The sequence below is a fragment of the Mesorhizobium sp. LHD-90 genome, from assembly GCF_030929505.1.
GTDB lineage: Bacteria > Pseudomonadota > Alphaproteobacteria > Rhizobiales > Rhizobiaceae > Kumtagia.
Genome location: NZ_JAVFVV010000011.1, coordinates 114,652 through 131,762, shown reverse-complemented (window position 1 = coordinate 131,762; position 17,111 = coordinate 114,652). Strand labels below are relative to the sequence as shown.

The 17,111-nt window shown below is 64.5% G+C and carries 16 protein-coding genes and 1 pseudogene; 3 read left to right on the top strand and 14 right to left on the bottom strand.

Annotated elements, in window-relative coordinates; translation table 11 throughout:
* Positions 1-46 precede the first annotated feature (46 nt).
* The gene (locus tag RB623_RS17105; RefSeq protein WP_308058112.1) at positions 47-472 is read right to left on the bottom strand and encodes an Hsp20 family protein; all 426 of its coding nucleotides are present in this window, start codon (positions 470-472) and stop codon (positions 47-49) included.
* A 128-nt stretch (positions 473-600) separates the two neighbouring features.
* Between RB623_RS17105 and RB623_RS17100 the strand changes: the two genes are divergently transcribed.
* Positions 601-1,545 carry a nucleoside hydrolase gene (locus tag RB623_RS17100; protein WP_308058111.1) on the top strand — a complete coding sequence of 315 codons (945 nt, stop codon included), beginning with the start codon at positions 601-603 and terminating at the stop codon, positions 1,543-1,545.
* Positions 1,546-1,600: 55 nt separating this feature from the next.
* Here the strand turns inward: RB623_RS17100 and RB623_RS17095 are convergent, their stop codons facing one another.
* The 5 genes from RB623_RS17095 to RB623_RS17075 all read right to left on the bottom strand — a co-directional run bounded on the left by RB623_RS17095 (position 1,601) and on the right by RB623_RS17075 (position 6,218).
* The gene (locus tag RB623_RS17095) at positions 1,601-2,461 is read right to left on the bottom strand and encodes an NlpC/P60 family protein (RefSeq protein WP_308058110.1); all 861 of its coding nucleotides are present in this window, start codon (positions 2,459-2,461) and stop codon (positions 1,601-1,603) included.
* Positions 2,458-2,808, bottom strand: coding sequence for a MarR family winged helix-turn-helix transcriptional regulator (locus RB623_RS17090; protein WP_308058109.1), 351 nt, complete (start codon positions 2,806-2,808; stop codon positions 2,458-2,460). The genes RB623_RS17095 and RB623_RS17090 overlap by 4 nt, the downstream gene beginning before the upstream one ends.
* 61 nt (positions 2,809-2,869) lie before the next feature.
* Complete coding sequence (locus tag RB623_RS17085; protein ID WP_308058108.1) at positions 2,870-3,097, bottom strand: hypothetical protein; 228 nt, start codon at positions 3,095-3,097, stop codon at positions 2,870-2,872.
* A 421-nt stretch (positions 3,098-3,518) separates the two neighbouring features.
* Positions 3,519-4,889 (bottom strand): leucyl aminopeptidase family protein, encoded by a 1,371-nt coding sequence (locus RB623_RS17080; protein ID WP_308058107.1) that lies wholly within the window; start codon positions 4,887-4,889, stop codon positions 3,519-3,521.
* 408 nt (positions 4,890-5,297) lie between these two features.
* A complete protein-coding gene (locus RB623_RS17075) occupies positions 5,298-6,218 on the bottom strand; it encodes a Hint domain-containing protein (protein WP_308058106.1) in 921 nt (306 codons plus the stop codon).
* A 291-nt stretch (positions 6,219-6,509) separates the two neighbouring features.
* On the opposite strand from RB623_RS17075, the gene RB623_RS17070 reads away from it, so the two are divergent.
* Positions 6,510-7,349, top strand: a complete 840-nt coding sequence (locus RB623_RS17070; protein ID WP_308058105.1) for a tetratricopeptide repeat protein — start codon at positions 6,510-6,512, stop codon at positions 7,347-7,349.
* Between the two features lie 71 nt (positions 7,350-7,420).
* Positions 7,421-7,788 (top strand): annotated as a pseudogene (locus tag RB623_RS17065) (four helix bundle protein).
* A 74-nt stretch (positions 7,789-7,862) separates the two neighbouring features.
* Here RB623_RS17065 and RB623_RS17060 read toward each other — a convergent pair.
* From RB623_RS17060 to RB623_RS17025, 8 genes are all read right to left on the bottom strand, one after another.
* Entirely contained in the window at positions 7,863-8,840 is a 978-nt protein-coding gene (locus RB623_RS17060) for a class I SAM-dependent methyltransferase (protein ID WP_308058104.1), read from the bottom strand.
* A gap of 36 nt (positions 8,841-8,876) precedes the next feature.
* Positions 8,877-10,160, bottom strand: a complete 1,284-nt coding sequence (locus RB623_RS17055) for a cytochrome P450 (protein WP_308058103.1) — start codon at positions 10,158-10,160, stop codon at positions 8,877-8,879.
* Between the two features lie 71 nt (positions 10,161-10,231).
* Complete coding sequence (locus tag RB623_RS17050) at positions 10,232-11,422, bottom strand: glycosyltransferase family 2 protein (protein WP_308058102.1); 1,191 nt, start codon at positions 11,420-11,422, stop codon at positions 10,232-10,234.
* Positions 11,423-11,479: 57 nt separating this feature from the next.
* A complete protein-coding gene (locus RB623_RS17045; RefSeq protein ID WP_308058101.1) occupies positions 11,480-12,496 on the bottom strand; it encodes a type II secretion system F family protein in 1,017 nt (338 codons plus the stop codon).
* A gap of 6 nt (positions 12,497-12,502) precedes the next feature.
* Positions 12,503-13,516 carry a type II secretion system F family protein gene (locus RB623_RS17040; protein ID WP_308058100.1) on the bottom strand — a complete coding sequence of 338 codons (1,014 nt, stop codon included), beginning with the start codon at positions 13,514-13,516 and terminating at the stop codon, positions 12,503-12,505.
* A gap of 15 nt (positions 13,517-13,531) precedes the next feature.
* Positions 13,532-15,022 carry a CpaF family protein gene (locus tag RB623_RS17035; RefSeq protein ID WP_308058099.1) on the bottom strand — a complete coding sequence of 497 codons (1,491 nt, stop codon included), beginning with the start codon at positions 15,020-15,022 and terminating at the stop codon, positions 13,532-13,534.
* 30 nt (positions 15,023-15,052) lie between these two features.
* Positions 15,053-16,339: a CpaE family protein gene (locus tag RB623_RS17030; RefSeq protein WP_308058098.1), complete on the bottom strand. Its 1,287-nt coding sequence runs from the start codon at positions 16,337-16,339 to the stop codon at positions 15,053-15,055.
* A 26-nt stretch (positions 16,340-16,365) separates the two neighbouring features.
* Positions 16,366-17,097: a CpaD family pilus assembly protein gene (locus RB623_RS17025; protein WP_308058097.1), complete on the bottom strand. Its 732-nt coding sequence runs from the start codon at positions 17,095-17,097 to the stop codon at positions 16,366-16,368.
* Positions 17,098-17,111: the final 14 nt, after the last annotated feature.

Sequence of the window (17,111 nt, the reverse complement as noted above, 5' to 3'; positions counted from 1 at the left end):
CCGCTTTAGAGCTTTCGGTTCCGGCGAATTGCGAACGAGTCGACAATCAGTCTTTCACCGAAATGTTTATTTTCCGTACCAGCCTTTCGGGCTGGGGCCGGTCCAGGTCTATCGCCAGAAGCCCGTTCTTCAGTTCCGCCGCGATCACCCGCATGCCGTCGGCCAGCACGAATGTGCGCTGGAACTGGCGTGCCGCGATGCCGCGGTGGATGTAGTCGCGCTCCGTGTCGTCCCGCTGCCTGCCGCGCACCACCAACTGGCTTTCCTCGGTGGTCACTTCGAGGTCTTCCTCGCAGAAACCCGCGACGGCCAGCGTGATGCGCAACCGCTCCGGGCTGCCCGCAACCGCTCCGATTCGCTCGATGTTGTAGGGCGGATAGCTGTCGCCGGACTTCGCGAGACGTTCGATCGTCTTCTCCATCGCATCGAACCCCAATAGTAGCGGGCTCGAGAATGGCGGCATCCGGCTCATGGCACTTTGTCCTCATCGAGCGACATATCAGGGAAAAATCCAGGTGGCATTTTTCCCGTCGATCTGGATATGGTTCGCGCCGCGGCCGACTTCAAGCCTTCATAAAAAGCCCTATCCAAGGAAGCGAAATGTCCGACAAGCGCAAGATCATCATCGACACCGACCCCGGCCAGGACGACGCCGTCGCCATCCTGCTGGCGCTGGCCAGTCCCGAACTGGACGTGCTCGGCCTCACGGCCGTCGCCGGCAACGTGCCGCTCCACCTCACCGAAAAGAACGCCATGAAGATCTGCGAGCTTGCCGGCAAGCCCGACACGAAGGTGTTCGCCGGCGCGGTCAGGCCGCTGGTGCGCCAGTTGGTGACGGCCGAGGAGGTGCATGGCAAGACCGGCCTCAACGGCCCCGATCTGCCTGAGCCGACGATGAAACTGCAAGAACAGCACGCCGTCGACTTCATCATCGAGACGATCATGCGCGAGCAGCCGGCGACCGTCACGCTCTGCCCGCTCGGGCCGCTGACCAACATCGCGCTGGCGATCTCGCGCGAGCCGCGCATTGCGCCGCGCATCCAGGAGATCGTGCTGATGGGCGGCGGCCTGTTCGAGGGCGGCAATGTCACCCCGACCGCCGAGTTCAACATCTATGTCGACCCGCACGCCGCCGACATCGTCATGAAATGCGGCGCGCCGATCGTCATGATGCCGCTCGACGTCACCCACCAGGCGCTGACCACGGCAAAACGCATCGCCGCCCTGCGCGCGCTCGGCACCAGGGTGGGCGTCGCCACGGCGGAACTGCTGGAGTTCTTCGAGCGCTTCGACGAGGACAAATACGGCACCGATGGTGGGCCGCTGCACGATCCTTGCGTGATCGCCTATCTGCTCAAGCCGGAGCTGTTCAAGGGCCGCTTCATCAACGTTTCGATCGAGACGGCTTCCGAACTCACCATGGGCATGACCGTCGCGGACTGGTGGGGTGTGACCAAACGCGAGAAGAACGCCACCTACATGCGCCATGTCGACCACGAGGGTTTCTACACGCTGCTGACCGAGCGGCTGGCGCGATTGCCTTAGCTTCGGTTTGAGTGCGTCCTTCGAGGCTCGCCGCGAAGGACGCAATCAATCCCGCTCAAGGCCGGCGAAACCCCGTCGGCCCGCCATAAAGATAGCCGATGCGGTCGATCGCTTCCTTCAGCCCCTCGCGCGACACCAGCATGGTGTGGCCGTTGGCGTGGATCATCGTCTGCGCATCGGTCATGATCGCTACATGGCCCTTCCAGAAGACGAGGTCGCCGCGCCGCAGGTTCCCGAAAGTCGGGCCGGGGTCGACCGGCACGCCGAGCCCGGCCGCCTGCATATCGGAATCGCGCAGAACCTGCCGGCCGGCCATGCGCAGGGCGAGCTGCACCAGGCCGGAGCAGTCGATGCCGAAGCCGGAGACGCCGCCCCACAGATAGGGCGTGTTGATCAGCAACTCCGCGACCGCGACATAGTCGGCGGCGACCGCGTCGGCGGGGCACAGATGCGCGGCAATGATCGCCTCGCCCGACGCCAGCAGCGCGTAGAGCGTGCCGCGCGTTTCCGCATGGCCGACAATCGCGACGGATGCTCCCATCGACAAGGCCCCGCTGCGCGGCAGCCTCAAATCCGGGCCGGGATAGACGAAGGTGCGCGGCGCTGCGACCTTGTGGGTAGGCGCGGGGTCGCACGGACCAAGGTCGCTGTCGGCCACATAACCCACATAGCCGTCGTCCGCGGCCTGCACCCAGGCAAAACCTTCCGCCTCCTCGAACACGGTGACCGAGGCGCCGCGCAGCAGTTGGGTGTTCACGCCGGAGTCAGGCCGCGGCGCGGCGCGCATGTCGGCGACCGACGCCGCGATCCGCCCGGCGCGGCCCTCGACAAAACGCTCGGCCTCCACCTCGCCTTGCAGGCGCAGGTCGGCGAGATCGGGCCGGTAGGCATGCAGGCGTTTGTCGCGGATGGTCAAATCGGAAGCTCCCTGGCACGCGCGATGATAACATCGCCGAACCGCTCGACATAGAGCGCGCCCTCGACCGTGCGGCGCACCAGAACGTTGCGGCGGTCTTTTTCGTCGCGCTGGCGGCCGACCAGTTTCAGTGCGCCCATGGTGTCCAGCGCGCGGGTGATCACCGGTTTGGTCACACCGAGTTGCCCGGCCAGCCCACGCACCGTATGCGGCGGCGGGTCGAGATAGACGGTGAGCAGGATCGCCATCTGCCGCATCGACAGGTCCGCCATGCCCGCCTGAACCTCCGACAAGGCGACCTGCTGCCACAGGCGCAGGGACTGGCTCGGACGCAGGGCGATCGACATTTGCCTTCTTTGCCAGATAATTGTTCCGGAAGCGTTATGACGTTGCATCGCGCGGATGCAATCAGGTGTCCGCGAAGGTTTGCCGCGCGGTCGAAAAAGGGGGATGGCTTTTCTCCTCATCGAGAAAATTTTCTCGATTGCCGGCTAGCAAGCAGCGCCAAGCCGTTGCTTTTGCTGAACCCGCCTTTCCCGTCCCTTGCGAAAAAACGTCGGCGGACAAAATCTTATCCCCCTCCCCAAAACCACGCGCATACTTTTGCGCAGTTTCTCCCGCGGGGACGCCGATCATGACGGTGGTTTGCGGGGAGGAGCCGGCGTCCTGGAGAGAGCGGCTAACGTGGCCGCGAAGGCCGGGGGCTGTCCCAAGAGTTCCCACATACACAACCTGGAGTATGTCTGCCAGTACGCAACTTAATCGCAGGTGAAAGCCGTAAGGCGGTGGTTGATCGTAGCGGAACGGGACGGCAAAAGCACGCGCCGGACGGGCGGCCGCAAGGTCGCAGATTATTTACTAGATGAGCGATCGAACGGCCGCCCGTCTTCCCGACTTCTCCCTCCGAGGCAGGGAGTTCAACGGCCAGGGCGAATTTTCGCAGCGTGGCGACGGGGACGGTTGCATGCAGGGGACAGTTTGCTTCTACCCACGGAATGGCCGCAGCCACGGCGGGCTTGCGCAGGCGGATGGAAGCAGACCGTCGCCCGGCTTCTCTCTACTTGCCGTAGCGTTCGGCAATCACCCTTTCCAACGCCCGGATCGCCTGGGCCTCGCCGCCGGTCGGGCCTTGCGGCCGGTCCGACGGGTTCCACCCGAAAATATCGAAATGCACCCAGTTCTTCGCCTTCTCGACAAAACGCTGCAGGAACAGGGCCGCGGTGATCGAACCGGCGAAGCCGTCCGTGGTGACATTGTTGATGTCGGCGATCTTGGACGACAGTTTTGTCGCGTAGGGGTTCCACAGCGGCATGCGCCACAGCGGGTCCTCGACGGCGGCCGACGCCTGCATGATCTGGTCCGCAAGCGCATCGTCGGCAGTATAAAAGGGCGGCAGGTCGGGGCCGAGCGCCACCCGCGCCGCGCCGGTCAGCGTCGCCATGTCGATCAGAAGGTCCGGCGCCTCCTCGTCGGCAAGCGCCAACGCATCCGCCAGGATCAGCCGGCCTTCCGCATCGGTGTTGCCGATCTCGACGGTCAATCCCTTGCGGCTCGTCAGCACGTCGCCGGGCCGGAAGGCGTTGCCGGAAATCGCGTTCTCGACCGCCGGGATCAGCACGCGGAGCCTGACGTCGAGCCCGGCCGACATGACCATCGAGGCGAGGCCGAGCACGTTGGCCGCCCCGCCCATGTCCTTCTTCATCAAGAGCATGCCGCTCGCCGGCTTGATGTCGAGGCCGCCGGTGTCGAAGCATACGCCCTTGCCGACCAGCGTCACCTTGGGCGCCGTCTTGCGCCCCCAGGAGAAGTCGATCAGGCGAGGTGCCTCGGTGGAGGCGCGCCCGACCGCGTGGATCATCGGGAAATTTTCGTCCAACAGCTTGTCGCCGGCCATCACCGAAAAACGCGCCTTGTGCGCCTTGGCGAGGTCGCGCGCTGCCTGCTCCAGCGCCCGCGGGCCCATGTCGTTGGTCGGCGTGTTGATCAGGTCGCGGGCGAGAAAGACGCCCTCGGCGGCGCGTCCGACCGCACCGGCGTCAGCGCCCTTCGGCATGGTGAAGCGGATCGCCTTGCCGGGTTTCTTGCCGTAACGGGTGAAGGCATAGCCGCCGAGCACCAGCCCGAGAATGGCAAGGGTCGCATCCTCCGGCTCCTCGGCAAAATGCCAGTCGCCTTCCGGCAAGGTTTTCGCCAGTGCGCCGGCGGCCAGCGCCCCTTCCTGTCCACCGCCAAGGCCGAACAGGGCCTCCATTATGCCGCCTGTCGCGTCAGGAACGACGAGCAGCCGGCCCGCCTCTCCCGAAAATCCGTTGGCCTCCGCCCAGGCGCGGGTTCCGGCCGGCAGCGCCATCGCGCCAAAACCGGCGGTGGTGACCAGCCGGACCGGGCGGGAATTTTTCGGGCGGCGTTCGAGCAGTTCGACGGGCATGCGGCATTTCCAAAATTGGCGGACGTTTGCGACCCGTTACGGTTAACAGAATATTTCCGCCGGGAAAGAGAGGAGCGGACCCGCGAAATGCCGGAAGAGGCAGCCGCAAGCCGCGGCCACAATTGCGATCCTTCTGCTCGCCGTGATTTCGGGAGTTGGCCGGTGCGGCGCCTCCCGCGAAGCGCTCCGGCCTGGTCTTCAAGGGACAGGGCTGGCCGGTCGAACGATTGTCGGCCGGCGGGTCGTGGCTTGCTCGATCGCGCGCGCACGTCCGATCTGCGACGGCCGGCCCGCTTCACCGTTCCGTCACTACGACAGTCCCACGGCTTGAATCCGCACCAGCAGCTTCCCACGAGACGGACGAGCGGCACCGGAGAGGCGCCGCTCGATGACCGTCGCGCGTTCCGATTACGCCACTTCGCTCCGTGCCGGCAGCAGCGCGGCAGCGGCCGCAGCGATGCGGGCGCGGATCGCGGCGGGAACCTGCCGATGGCTCATCGCCCGAGGCTGCCGCAACTCTTCCATCGCCGCCGGCGCCGGGCCATAGAGCGCCTCATACTCCGCATAATTGTCGAAGTGGGTCCGCGTGACGTTGTCGATGAAGGTTTCGGCTGGCATTCCTTCCGCCAGCACGACCTCATGGTTTTCCGTCTCGATGTGATAGACGACAAAACGTTCGCCGAGTTCGGCCGGCGCAATGCGTTGGATCGACGTGCCGTTGACCAGTGCCCCGGCATGCACGAGCACCCCATCGATCAGCAGCGCATGGGTCGCGGTGAGCCGCAATTCGCGTTCGGGAAGCCCTTCTCCCAACGCGCCGGCGGCGATGCTGACCGGCTGGCGGCTTTCGTTAATGCCGAACAGCGCCACGATGGTCTGCCGCCCGAGCCATTTCACGGGAACGGCGCGACCATCGGCTGTCATCACCAGATCGCCGATCGAAAGGCTTTCCACCACCGTCCCGCCCGTCGGCGTCGCGATCATCGTGCCGGCAAGGAAACAGACGAACGGTTCCGTCGGATCGTAGCCGGTCGGGAACGGATCGCCGTTGTCGAACTGCGTATTGGACAGGATAAGATGCGCATCCGTTGCCCCTTGCGGGTTGCCGGGCAGGACAAAACCCGGTTCGCCGTTGTCGTTCAGGCCAAAATACTGGAGCTGATCGGTGGCGCCGTTCGGGTAGGTGAGCGTTACCAGGTCGCCGCTCTCAAGCTGGCCGTCGAAGGTAATCGTGTAGACGGTACTCGGATCGGAGTCGTTACCTGCAAGGTTCGTTATCTGGCCGTTCCCGATATCCGCATAGTGAAATTGAAACTCGACGGTCGGCATGGGGGAGCACCTCCTGCGTGAGCAAAGGATCAGTCACCCGCCATCCCCAAGGCAGTAGCATACAAAGGAAAAATGGTGCAGCGCAAGGCGTTTGTCTTCCCACCGGATCTCTTGGCGTCGGATTGGCCTTACCTCAAGAGCAGCAGCACGGGCCAACGGATCGGCGCGGAGTTGCCGGGCAGCCACAACCCATTCAATCCGGGTCGCCAAGGCCTCCGCGCTTAACGATCCGTTAGGGTTAACAGAATATTTCTCACAGGGATGACAAGGGGTCCGGGGGCCATCGCATCAATGAAGACTTCAGTTCCGACAGGCGTCCGGTCGGGCGCGAACTGGACGCGCATCGCCAGCGTGGCGATCGTTCTCGCACTGGCGGCAGGCGCCGCGGGGTGCGCGGGCGGCGTGTCGCGCGAGACCACCGGTTCCGTGTCGCGGTCTTCCGGAAAACCGGTCGACCAGCTTTCCTCAAGCGAGCTTCCTGGCGCCGCGGCCTCGCTGGGCAAGGCCTATGCGCGGGATACGCGCAACAAGAATGTCGCGCTCCGCTACGCCAACGTGCTGCAGATCCAGGGTCATTCGGACCAGGCGCTGGCGGTCATGCGCAAGACGGTGATCGACCATCCCAAGGACCGCGTCGTGCTGGCGGCCTATGGCAAGGCGCTGGCCGGCGTTGGACAGTTCGAGCCGGCGCTCGATGCGATCCGCAGGGCGCAGACGCCCGAATATCCCGACTGGAAGCTTTTGTCCGCCGAAGGCGCAATCCTCGACCAGATCGGCGAGAAACAGCAGGCGCGCGAGGCCTACCGCAAGGCGCTGGACATGCAGCCGAACGAGCCGTCCGTGCTGTCCAACCTCGGCATGTCCTATATCCTCGACGGCGACCTCAAGACCGCTGAGACCTATCTGCGCCGCGCCGTGGAATCACCGGCCGCCGACAGCCGCGTGCGCCAGAACCTCGCCCTCGTGGTCGGGCTGCAGGGCCGCTTCGACGAGGCCGAGCAGATCGCCAGCCAGGAGCTTTCGCCGGAACAGGCGCAGGCCAACGTCGCCTATCTGCGCGGCATGCTCTCGCAGCAGAACGCCTGGAAGCAGTTGAAGGCGGAGGACAAGAAGAAGGCGGTAAGGCAGTAGGGCAGTAGGGCAGTAGGGCAGTAGGGCAGTAGGGCAGTAGGGCAGTAGGGCAGTAGGGCAGTAGGGAGAGAATGCCCGAGAAGATCGATTCGTACAGGGATCTTGTTGTCTGGCAGCAGGCAATGGATTTGGCCGTAGCCGTGTACGAAATGAAAAGAACTTGGCCGAGGGACGAACTCTTTGGGCTGACCAGTCAGGCTCGCAGGGCGGCCACCTCCGTTCCCGCCAACATCGCCGAAGGCTACGGCCGTGAAAATGTTGGCTCCTATCAACAATTCCTTAGAATCGCGCAGGGGTCGCTAAAGGAACTGGAGACGCATTTGTTGATCGCGCAACGCATAGGTATCGCATCGCGTGAGGGAATCGCTCCTTGCTGACCAGCAGTGAAAGCGTCGGAAAACTGCTGCGGCTTCTGATCCGAAAGCTTTCGAACGACTAAACCTACTGCCCTACTGCCCTACTGCCCTACTGCCCTACTGCCCTACTGCCCTACTGCCCTACTGCCCTACTGCCCTATTTCGGCTTCCTCGCCACCAGATAGGCATCGACCGGACGGGCCTTGGCCGGCAGCGGCTTGATGCGGCTCATCACCTTGGCCAGCGCATAGGCGATCATGGTGCTGGCGTGCCAGCTCCAGCGATGCGCGACATAGCGCTCGTTCGGCGGCTTGCCGGTGCGCACCGGCAGCAGCCGGTGCAGCCAGTAGATGACGCTCTGGTGTGGCGAGGGATCGAGCGTGGTCGCCTCGACGACATCCAGCCCCAACTCGCCGGCCAGCGCCCTGAACGCGCCCGGATTCCACCAGGTCACGTGATGCGGCGGAATGTTGATCGGCAGGTTGGGGATCTCGGTCAGCGGCGAGGGATGCAGCGGTGCGGCGAGGATCAGCAGGCCGCCCGGGCGCAGCAGCTCGACCATCAACTCGGCATGACGGCGCGGATCGGGAACGTGCTCGATGACGTGGAAGGCGGTCGCGACGTCGTAGGACCCCGGCCGCTTCCTCGCATGCTCGTCGAGCGTCTCGCGGATCACCACATCGTCGACGTCGTCGCCCGCATAGGGGTCGAGCCCGGTGTAATGGGCGTGCGGCAGATGGTGGCGGAAGACCGCCGGCCCGCAGCCGACGTCGATCACTTTTGCGCCCGGCGGGATCACGCCGGCGGAATGTTTGTAGTCGACGCGCGAATGCGAGACATTGTTCAGCCCGGCATGCACGTCCCACTTTTCATAGTACGTCTCGTAGAAATGCCCGTCGCCGACGATGCGCGGCTCGAAGAACACCAGCCCGGTGGGCGACTCGTAAAGTGTCACCCGGTCGACGCCCTTGAACAGCGCCGTCACGTCGACGCCCTGCCCGATCCGCCAGATATCCTCGATGGTGCGGGCCGAAACGCCGTGGATGCGCCTTGCTGCCGGCTTTCCGGTGATCGGGCAGGGCGGCAGCGGCTTGCCGTCGGAAACGGCAGCACGGCTCGATTCGATTTGCGCCATTCACTGGCCTCTTTGCAGTCCGGCGCGCGGCCCGCGTTAGTCGCGGCGCTCCGTGACGCTCAACACAATTTCCCGGTCCGGCCGCGACGTAAGATTGCCGAGCGGCTTCGGCGGGGTTCCGGGCAGCAGCGATAACCGAGTGCGGGTGAGAAGTCCACGCAGGATGACTGCCATCTCGACCGTCGCAAAACGCATGCCGGGGCAGCCGCGGGCGCCCATGCCGAACGGCATGTAGCTGGTGCGGGCGGGCGGCGGCGTGTCCTCGAGCCAGCGTTGCGGCTGGAAATTGTCCGGGCCACGCCACAGTTGCCGGTGCCGGTGCAGCGTCCATGGCGCGATCACGAAGAAGCTGCCGGCCGGGATCGCCTTCTGGCGGAAGGTAACGTCCTGTTCGGTCTCGCGCAGGAAGAACCCAATCGGCGGATACAGCCGTAGCGCCTCCTTGGCAAGCGAATCGGCCACCGCCTGCGGCGGGCTTTCCTTCCAGATTCCCTTGCCGGCGGGTGCATCGACGATCGCGCGCGCGGCCTCGTCCTGCATCGCCACGCGCCCGGCAAGCTCGAAGGCCAGCCAAGAAAGCGTCGATGCCGTGGTTTCATGGCCCGCCAACAGCATCACCGCGATCTCGTCCAGCAGCGCTTCCTCACCGTCGGCGCCCGTCTTGAAACGGCCGGCCTCGGCAAGCGCCTGCGCGAAGGGCGCGCTCTCCAGCGGCTGGGCGCCGGTCACCAGCGGGCGGACGAACCGCTCGCGCATCAGCATCCGCATTTCGGCGCCGATCTTGTCGATGCCCATTTCCTTGACAATGCCGGCACGCACTTTCGGATCGCGGCGGGCGAGCATGAGCACCAGCGGCGTCGCCTTCTGGTGGAAAGCGAAGAACAGGCGGGTGAAGCGCACCGACTCGTCGGCATTGAAGCGGTTTCCGAGCGTGCATTGCGAGACAACGTCAACGGTGAGCCGCGACAACTCCTCGCTGATCGCCACCTTCCGTTCCGCCGTGGTCAGCCAGCGGTCGATATATTCCGTTGTGATCGCCTCCGTCACCTCGCCGACCAGCCCGTCGGGGATCGTCGCCAGCGAGCGCGAGAAGATGCGGCGCGTTTCCTTCACCTGCGCGCCACCCGGCTGGCCAAAAACGCCGCCGCCGATCAGAGGACGGAGCAGGTCATGAACGACAGCGCTTTTCGGGAACTCCCCCTTGCGGTCGAGCATGACCGTTTCGACGGTCTTGGGATCGTTAGCCAAGGCGAGCTTGCGGTGCGGCAGGTCCATGACCAGCAGCCAGCGCTCGAGCGGCTTGCCGGCGACGAAACGCATCGGGTCCGGGAACGCCCGGCTGACCAGCCTTGACGCATAGGGCAGCCGGCCAAGCGTTGCGAACAGGAGGTTCAGGAGGCGGAGAATGGCAGGCGTTCCTTCACTTCGACCGCATAGGGGCCGGCGATCTCGTAGGTGACATGGCCCCAGGTGACCCGCCGGGTCGACGCGGCGGCGACAAGCACTGCGAAATGGAACATGTCGGCCAGCGGCTGCGCAAGCCCAAGCGCTAGCTGCGCGGCCCTCACAGGCAATGGATCCGGCATGTCGATGCCGCGCGCTACCTCACCGACCAGATATTGCTTCAGGATCGCAAGAGCCGCCATGGCGATGGCCGCCCAGACCGCAAACATGTTTCCGTTCAGTATCAGGAAAAAAGCCGCCACCCAAGCGGCGAGCCGTAGGCCGATGCAGAGCACCGCCAGCCGCCACAGCCACGGCCGATAGATGTGGCCGATCCGGTACTGGCGCACCGCGAAGCGCCATGCCGAGGGCAGGTCGAGCGCGGTCGGCGAGGGAATCAGCAGGGCGCCGCGCGTCAGCGTGCGCAGGCCTGCCGCCTCGGCATGCTCTGCCAGCGAAAGATCGTCGGACAACGTCCGCTCCAGGCTACCTGCGAGGTCCATCCTCCTGGCGGCATCGCGCGATATGCCGACGCTGCCGCCCCAGACGACGCTGGTCGAAGCCCAACCGGGGCGCGGCATCAAGGTCAGCGCACGGTCGATGGCCGCGACCAGATGCGCCCCCAGCCGGTGCCGTTCCACACGTTGCCAGCGATGGCCGGTGACCAGATCGGAATGACCGTCCCTGAGGGGGGATACAAGGGCGCTCAGCCACCAGGACTGTGGCACGATGTCGTTGTCCATCAGGACGATCGCATCGTCCTTTGCATCGATGCGGGCAAGGGCGGCCTGCTGGTTGCGGCATTTCTGCGCCTGGTGCGAAGCCTCGCCGGCCACGACGACCTCGATCGGGAATCGCGCCAGCGATGCCATCGCGGTCGCACGGCGCCAGGCCGGGTCAAGCTGCGATTCGACCGTGATGATGAGGCGCCGCGGCTGCAGGGTCTGCGCGTTCAGCGCGCCGATCAGCGTCTCGAGATTCGGCGAAAACCCGGTGATGGGCAGGATGACGGTCGCGGTGGCCCGTTTCTCGGACCGGGGTTTCTGCAGCCGCCGCAGCCGAAGCACGACGCTCGTCACGGATAGAACGTTGAGCACCAGCCCCAATGAAATGAGCAGATAGATCGGCCAGACGGACATCCGTCCCCTCTAAGCGATGGCTGCCCGGAAGAACAGACGGGACGGCGCCGCAGCAGCTCAGTTGCTGGACGAGGACTGCTTGTCGCCCCATATGCCGCGTTCGCTGACCTGGATGCCGGCCGGCCCGAGGATGATGGCAAACAGCACCGGCAGGAAGAACAGGATCATCGGCACCGTCAGCTTCGGCGGCAGCGCGGCCGCCTTCTTTTCCGCCTCGTTCATGCGCATGTCGCGGCTTTCGGCCGCCAGAACCCTGAGCGCGTGGGCGACCGGCGTTCCGTAGCGCTCAGCCTGGACGAGTGCCTGGGTGACGGACTTGACCGTCTCCAACCCGGTGCGGCTGGCCAGATTCTCGAAGGCCTGGCGCCGCTCCTGGAGATAGGAAAGCTCGGCGTTGGTCAGGATCAGCTCTTCGGCGAGTTCGACCGACTGCGCGCCGATCTCTTCGGCGACGCGCTTCATCGCCGCTTCCACCGACATGCCCGACTCCACGCAGATCAGCATGAGGTCGAGTGCATCGGGCCAGGCGCGCTGGATGGACTGCTTGCGCTTGGTGGCGCGGTTGCTGACATAGAGCACCGGTGCGTAGAAGCCGGCATAGCCGAACACCACCGCCACGAACAGCTTGATGAGGGTGGGCTGTTCGGGCAGTCCGCCGAGCAAGAAGAGGTAAACCAGCGCAGCGGCCAGGAAGACGAAAGGCAGAACGAGCCGGAAAAACAGAAATTTCGTCAGCGGGTTCTGGCCGCGAAAGCCCGCGACCTTCAGCTTGTTGAGCGTGCCCTCGTCAACCAATGCCCGTCGCAGGTCGAGCCTGTCGACGATATTGCGCATGCCGACGGACTGTTCCTCGCGCAAGCCCTTGCGGCGTCGTTCCGCTTCGGCGGCGAGCCGGGCGCGCTGCTTGGCGCGCAGTTCGTCGCGCTCCAAGGCAACGGTCTTCATGCGCGCCTTCAGCGGATTGCCGCCCAGAGCCGGCAGCGCCGTGAAGACCGTGGCGAAGACAGCGATGCCAACCAACAGCGCGATCAGGAACGACGGATCGGTAAGCGTCCGGGCGACTTGCTCGCTCATTTCTGGCTAGACCTCGAAGTTGATCATCTGCCGCATCACGAAAATACCAATCGACATCCACAATCCCGAAACGCCGAGGATGAGGTGGCCGGTGGTCGTCGTGAACAGCGGCATGATGTAGTTCGGGCTGGAGAGATAGACGAGCGTCGCGACAATGAAGGGGAGAGCGCCGATGATCGCCGCGGAAGCCTTGGCTTCCATCGACAGCGCCTGCACCTTGGCTTTCATCTTCTTGCGATCGCGCAGGACTCGCGAGAGATTGCCCAGCGCCTCCGAGAGATTGCCACCCGCCTGGCTCTGGATCTGAATGACTATGCCGAAGAATCCCGCCTCCGGGCAAGGCATGCTCTCCGGCATGCGCATCGCCGCGTCCGGAATGGACATGCCGATCTGCTGCGATTCGACGATGCGGCGGAATTCGCTCTTCACCGGTTCCGGCGAATCGCTTGCGATCAGTCGAATGCCGTCGTTGAGCGGCAGGCCGGACTTGACGGCACGCACGATAATGTCGAGCGCGTTCGGAAACTCGTTGAGAAAGGCCTTGACCCTCCGCTTCCGGCAGAACGTCACGAACCAGCGCGGAAGGCCCAGGACGCCGACGATCAGCACGCCGGGCAGAAGCAGAAGAGGCGCCCCGGCGACGAAGGCCAGGGCGGTCAGAACGATGCCGCAAAGCCCCGAGTACAAATAGAACCGCTCGAGCGAAACATTGAGGCCCGCCTGCTTGAGCTGGATGCGCATCGGCGGCTTCTTGACGTTGTGATCCTGAGCCTTCTGCTTGGCGTCGAGGTCCTTCAACGAATCCTGGAGCGACTTGCGGCGCTTGGCGGCTTCCGCCTGCCGGTCGCGCGACGCCTTGACTACCGACCGGTCGGTATCGGCCTTCTTCACCGTGTCGAGACGCCTGTCGATGGTCTTTTCCTCCGCGATGCGGTTGAAAAGAAAGGCGTAGGCCACGGCGCCGGCACTCAATCCGGCAAGGGCGATGAAAATCAGTGTCGTCGTATCCAAGCCGAACATGGCGGCCCTTTCCCGCTATTCTGCCCGCTTTTCCATCGCCTCGAGCGCGGTGGCCAGCCGCTGTTCCTCGCCGAAATAGCGGGCGCGGTCCCAGAAATGCGGCCGGCCGATACCTGTCGAGACATGCTCGCCGATCAACCGGCCCGAGGCGTCCTCGCCCTTGATGTTGTAGAGGACCAGATCCTGGGTGATGATCACGTCGCCTTCCATGCCGATCACCTCGGTGATGTGGGTGATGCGGCGGGAACCGTCGCGCAGGCGCGCGGCCTGGATGATGACGTCGATTGAGCCGACGATGATCTCGCGAACCGTCTTCTGCGGCAGCGAATAGCCGCCCATGGCGATCATCGATTCCATGCGGTTGAGACATTCGCGCGGGCTGTTGGAGTGGATAGTGCCCATCGAGCCGTCGTGGCCGGTGTTCATCGCCTGCAACAGGTCGAACACTTCGGGTCCGCGCACCTCGCCGACGATGATCCGCTCCGGACGCATGCGCAGGCAGTTCCTGACCAGGTCGCGCATCGTGATCTGGCCTTCACCCTCGAGATTGGGCGGGCGCGTCTCCAGCCGAACCACATGCGGCTGCTGGAGCTGCAATTCCGCCGAGTCCTCGCAGGTGATGACCCGCTCGTCGCGGTCGATGAAGTTGGTCAGGCAGTTGAGCAGCGTGGTCTTGCCCGAGCCGGTGCCTCCCGAGATGACGATGTTGCAGCGGACACGGCCGATGATCTTGAGGATTTCGGCGCCTTGCGGCGAGATCGAGCCGTATTTGACGAGCTGGTCGAGCGTCAGCTTGTCCTTCTTAAATTTGCGGATGGTGAGCGCCGTGCCGTCGATGGCGAGCGGCGGAGCAATAACGTTGACGCGGCTGCCGTCGGGCAGGCGCGCGTCGCAGATCGGGCTCGATTCGTCGACGCGCCTGCCAACCTGGCTAACGATACGCTGGCAGATGTTCAGGAGCTGCTGGTTGTCGCGGAAGCGGATGCCGGTCTGCTCGACCTTGCCGTTGACCTCGATATAGACGTTCTTGGAACCATTCACCATGATATCGGCGATGTCGTCGCGGGCGAGCAGCGGCTCCAGCGGCCCGAAGCCGAGAACGTCGTTGCAGATGTCCTCGAGCAGCTCCTCCTGCTCGGCGATCGACATCACGAAGTTCTTGATGGCGATGATGTCGTTGACGATGTCGCGGATCTCTTCGCGCGCGCTGTCTGGGTCCAGCTTGGCGAGCTGCGACAGGTCGATCGTGTCGATCAGCGCGGAGAAGACCTGCGATTTGGTGTCATAGTAGCTTTCGCTGCGTTCGCGCTGGGGCCGGCGCGGCTCGGCCGGCGGAGGCGTTTCCACCCGGCGCGGGGGAGCTACCGGCGCGGCTGGCTTCGCTTCGGCCTGCCGGGGCGGCAGGGTGGCAGTGTCGCCGAACGAGGGAGGCGCACTCACCGGCGCGGGCGGCCGGAATTCCGCCTTAGCCCGCCCACCGTCGTCATTGCCTCGTCTACCGAACATGATCTTCTGCCGTTTCTCGCCGCGGAAGGGTTACTTTTTCTTCTTAAGTTTCAGTTTTCCGAGGATGCCGGAGATTCCGGGCTTGGCCTTCAACTTGATTTCGCTGCGACCGGTCAGCACGTGGGCGATCTCGCTGATCGCCTGGACCGTCGGATGCTTGGCATCCATCTCGCCCAACATGCGGCCGTTGTTGGCGGCATTGCCGAAAAGCTGCGGATCGAAGGGGATGACGCTGATCGGCGTGATGCCCAGAGGATCCGAGAAATCCGCGACCGATATTTCGGTCCGCTTGGGCACGCCCGCCTGATTGATGATCAGCTTGGGCGGCGCATCGTTGGGACGCGTCTTCCTCAACATGTCCACGAGGTTCTTGGTGTTGCGCAGATTGGCGAGTTCGGGCGTCGCGGTGATGACGACCTCGTCCGCCTGCAGGAGCGTCTGCTTGCTCCAGCCGGTCCATAGATGCGGCATGTCGAGCACCAGGAGCGGCGCGCTGCGTTGCGCCGTCTCGATGATCTGCGAGAAAGCGTCGGCGTCGAAGTCGTAGACCCGGTCCAGCGTCGAGGGCGCCGCCAGCAGCGACAGCCGCTCCGCGCACTGGGCCAGCAGGCGGTCGAGATAGACCTCGTCGATGCGCTCGGGGGAGAAAACCGCCTCCGCCATGCCCTGGGCCGGATCCTGGTCGAAATTGATGTTGGCCGTGCCGAAGGCGAGGTCCATGTCGGCGACAACCACCTCGGAGCTGAACAGGTTCGACATCGCCCAGGCAACATTGTGGGCGATGGTCGAGGATCCGACACCGCCCTTGGCGCCAATGAAGGCGATCGAGCGGCCGATCGGATCTGCTTCCGGGTCGACAAAGATATTGGAGATCACGCCGACGATGTCTGCCAGCGAGATCGGCGCCACCATGTATTCGGAGACGCCGGCCTTGATCAGGTCGCGGTAGAGCGCGACGTCGTTGTAGTGGCCGATGACGACGACCTTCGTGCTGGGATCGCAGAGTTCTGCGAGTTCCCCGAGATCACCGAGCAACTTGCGGGGTTCACTGCGCGATTCGACGATGATCAGATTGGGTGTCGGAGCACTTTGGTAGAGTTCGACGGCCGTGGCGAGGCCGCCCATGTGCATCTTCAGATGCACCTTGGCCATGCGCCGGTCCTCGCCGGCGCGCTCGATCGGCACCGCGATGCCGTCGGTCTCGCAGAACGCCTGGATGGAGATCCGAGGGACCGGGCGAAGCGCGTACATGTCGGAAGCGTGGCGTTCCGAGGAATGTTCGGCATTGATATCGGGATCGTAGGCGAGACTGCTCATCGGCGTTACCCCTTACGCTGCTGGCCTCAGTAGTCGACTTCGCGGACAGCCGAGTCGACAAAGACCGGCGCGTTGCGATAGGCGTCGATGACGTTGTTGCGGCGCTCGGCATCAACCTCGGTCGTCTTGCGCGGACCAAGCAGGTCGGCTGGATTCTCGAGCTGGGCAGCCAAGTTGTTCTGATACGAGCAGCCGAAATTGGCGTAGTGCTTGTTTTCGTACGTGTTGGCGATGTCTTCGGGCCAGCGTCCGCACTTGTTGGTCTGCGCCGACATCGCGGTGTAGGTCACGCGGACGGGCGCCGAAACCTCGGCCGAGGTGGCCTGGTAGGAAGCGAGCGCAATGCGGCTTGCAGGCACGCCGCGCCGCTTGGCAAATTGTGCGAAGTCGGCGCCGGCCTGGGACGCCGCATGGGCATTGTAGGAACCGGCCGGAACCAGGATGGTCACGACGGGCGCCGCGCTGCGGTCGTAGTCGGCAAGGAAGCCGCCCAGCGCGACGCGCTGCGTCTTGGTCATGCCGCGGTCGCCCGCTCCCACCGGCAGGTCGATCACCTGCTCCTTTTCGGCGATCACGATCGGATGGTTGGTGCGATAGTCGTCGGGTATCGCCCCGACGGTCACGCTGTCGGTCTTGGTCGCGCAACCCGCCATCAGGACGACCGAAACCGCTGCGGTCAAGGCAAGCATCGGCTTGCCGAGGATACGGGCGCGATGGCTCCTGGCCGCCGGCGTCGTCACGGTGATGTTGTCGATCATGGCCCGTTTCCCGA

Excerpts from the sequence above, each read along its gene's own strand:
- RB623_RS17045 (WP_308058101.1), bottom strand. The coding sequence starts at position 12,496 with ATGAGCGAGCAAGTCGCCCGGACGCTTACCGATCCGTCGTTCCTGATC.
- RB623_RS17030 (WP_308058098.1), bottom strand. The coding sequence starts at position 16,339 with ATGAGCAGTCTCGCCTACGATCCCGATATCAATGCCGAACATTCCTCG.
- RB623_RS17080 (WP_308058107.1), bottom strand. The coding sequence starts at position 4,889 with ATGCCCGTCGAACTGCTCGAACGCCGCCCGAAAAATTCCCGCCCGGTC.
- RB623_RS17060 (WP_308058104.1), bottom strand. The coding sequence starts at position 8,840 with ATGGCGCAAATCGAATCGAGCCGTGCTGCCGTTTCCGACGGCAAGCCG.
- RB623_RS17040 (WP_308058100.1), bottom strand. The coding sequence starts at position 13,516 with ATGTTCGGCTTGGATACGACGACACTGATTTTCATCGCCCTTGCCGGA.
- RB623_RS17025 (WP_308058097.1), bottom strand. The coding sequence starts at position 17,097 with ATGATCGACAACATCACCGTGACGACGCCGGCGGCCAGGAGCCATCGC.
- RB623_RS17035 (WP_308058099.1), bottom strand. The coding sequence starts at position 15,022 with ATGTTCGGTAGACGAGGCAATGACGACGGTGGGCGGGCTAAGGCGGAA.
- RB623_RS17075 (WP_308058106.1), bottom strand. The coding sequence starts at position 6,218 with ATGCCGACCGTCGAGTTTCAATTTCACTATGCGGATATCGGGAACGGC.
- RB623_RS17055 (WP_308058103.1), bottom strand. The coding sequence starts at position 10,160 with ATGCGTTTCGTCGCCGGCAAGCCGCTCGAGCGCTGGCTGCTGGTCATG.
- RB623_RS17100 (WP_308058111.1), top strand. The coding sequence starts at position 601 with ATGTCCGACAAGCGCAAGATCATCATCGACACCGACCCCGGCCAGGAC.
- RB623_RS17070 (WP_308058105.1), top strand. The coding sequence starts at position 6,510 with ATGAAGACTTCAGTTCCGACAGGCGTCCGGTCGGGCGCGAACTGGACG.
- RB623_RS17085 (WP_308058108.1), bottom strand. The coding sequence starts at position 3,097 with ATGATCGGCGTCCCCGCGGGAGAAACTGCGCAAAAGTATGCGCGTGGT.
- RB623_RS17105 (WP_308058112.1), bottom strand. The coding sequence starts at position 472 with ATGAGCCGGATGCCGCCATTCTCGAGCCCGCTACTATTGGGGTTCGAT.
- RB623_RS17050 (WP_308058102.1), bottom strand. The coding sequence starts at position 11,422 with ATGTCCGTCTGGCCGATCTATCTGCTCATTTCATTGGGGCTGGTGCTC.
- RB623_RS17090 (WP_308058109.1), bottom strand. The coding sequence starts at position 2,808 with ATGTCGATCGCCCTGCGTCCGAGCCAGTCCCTGCGCCTGTGGCAGCAG.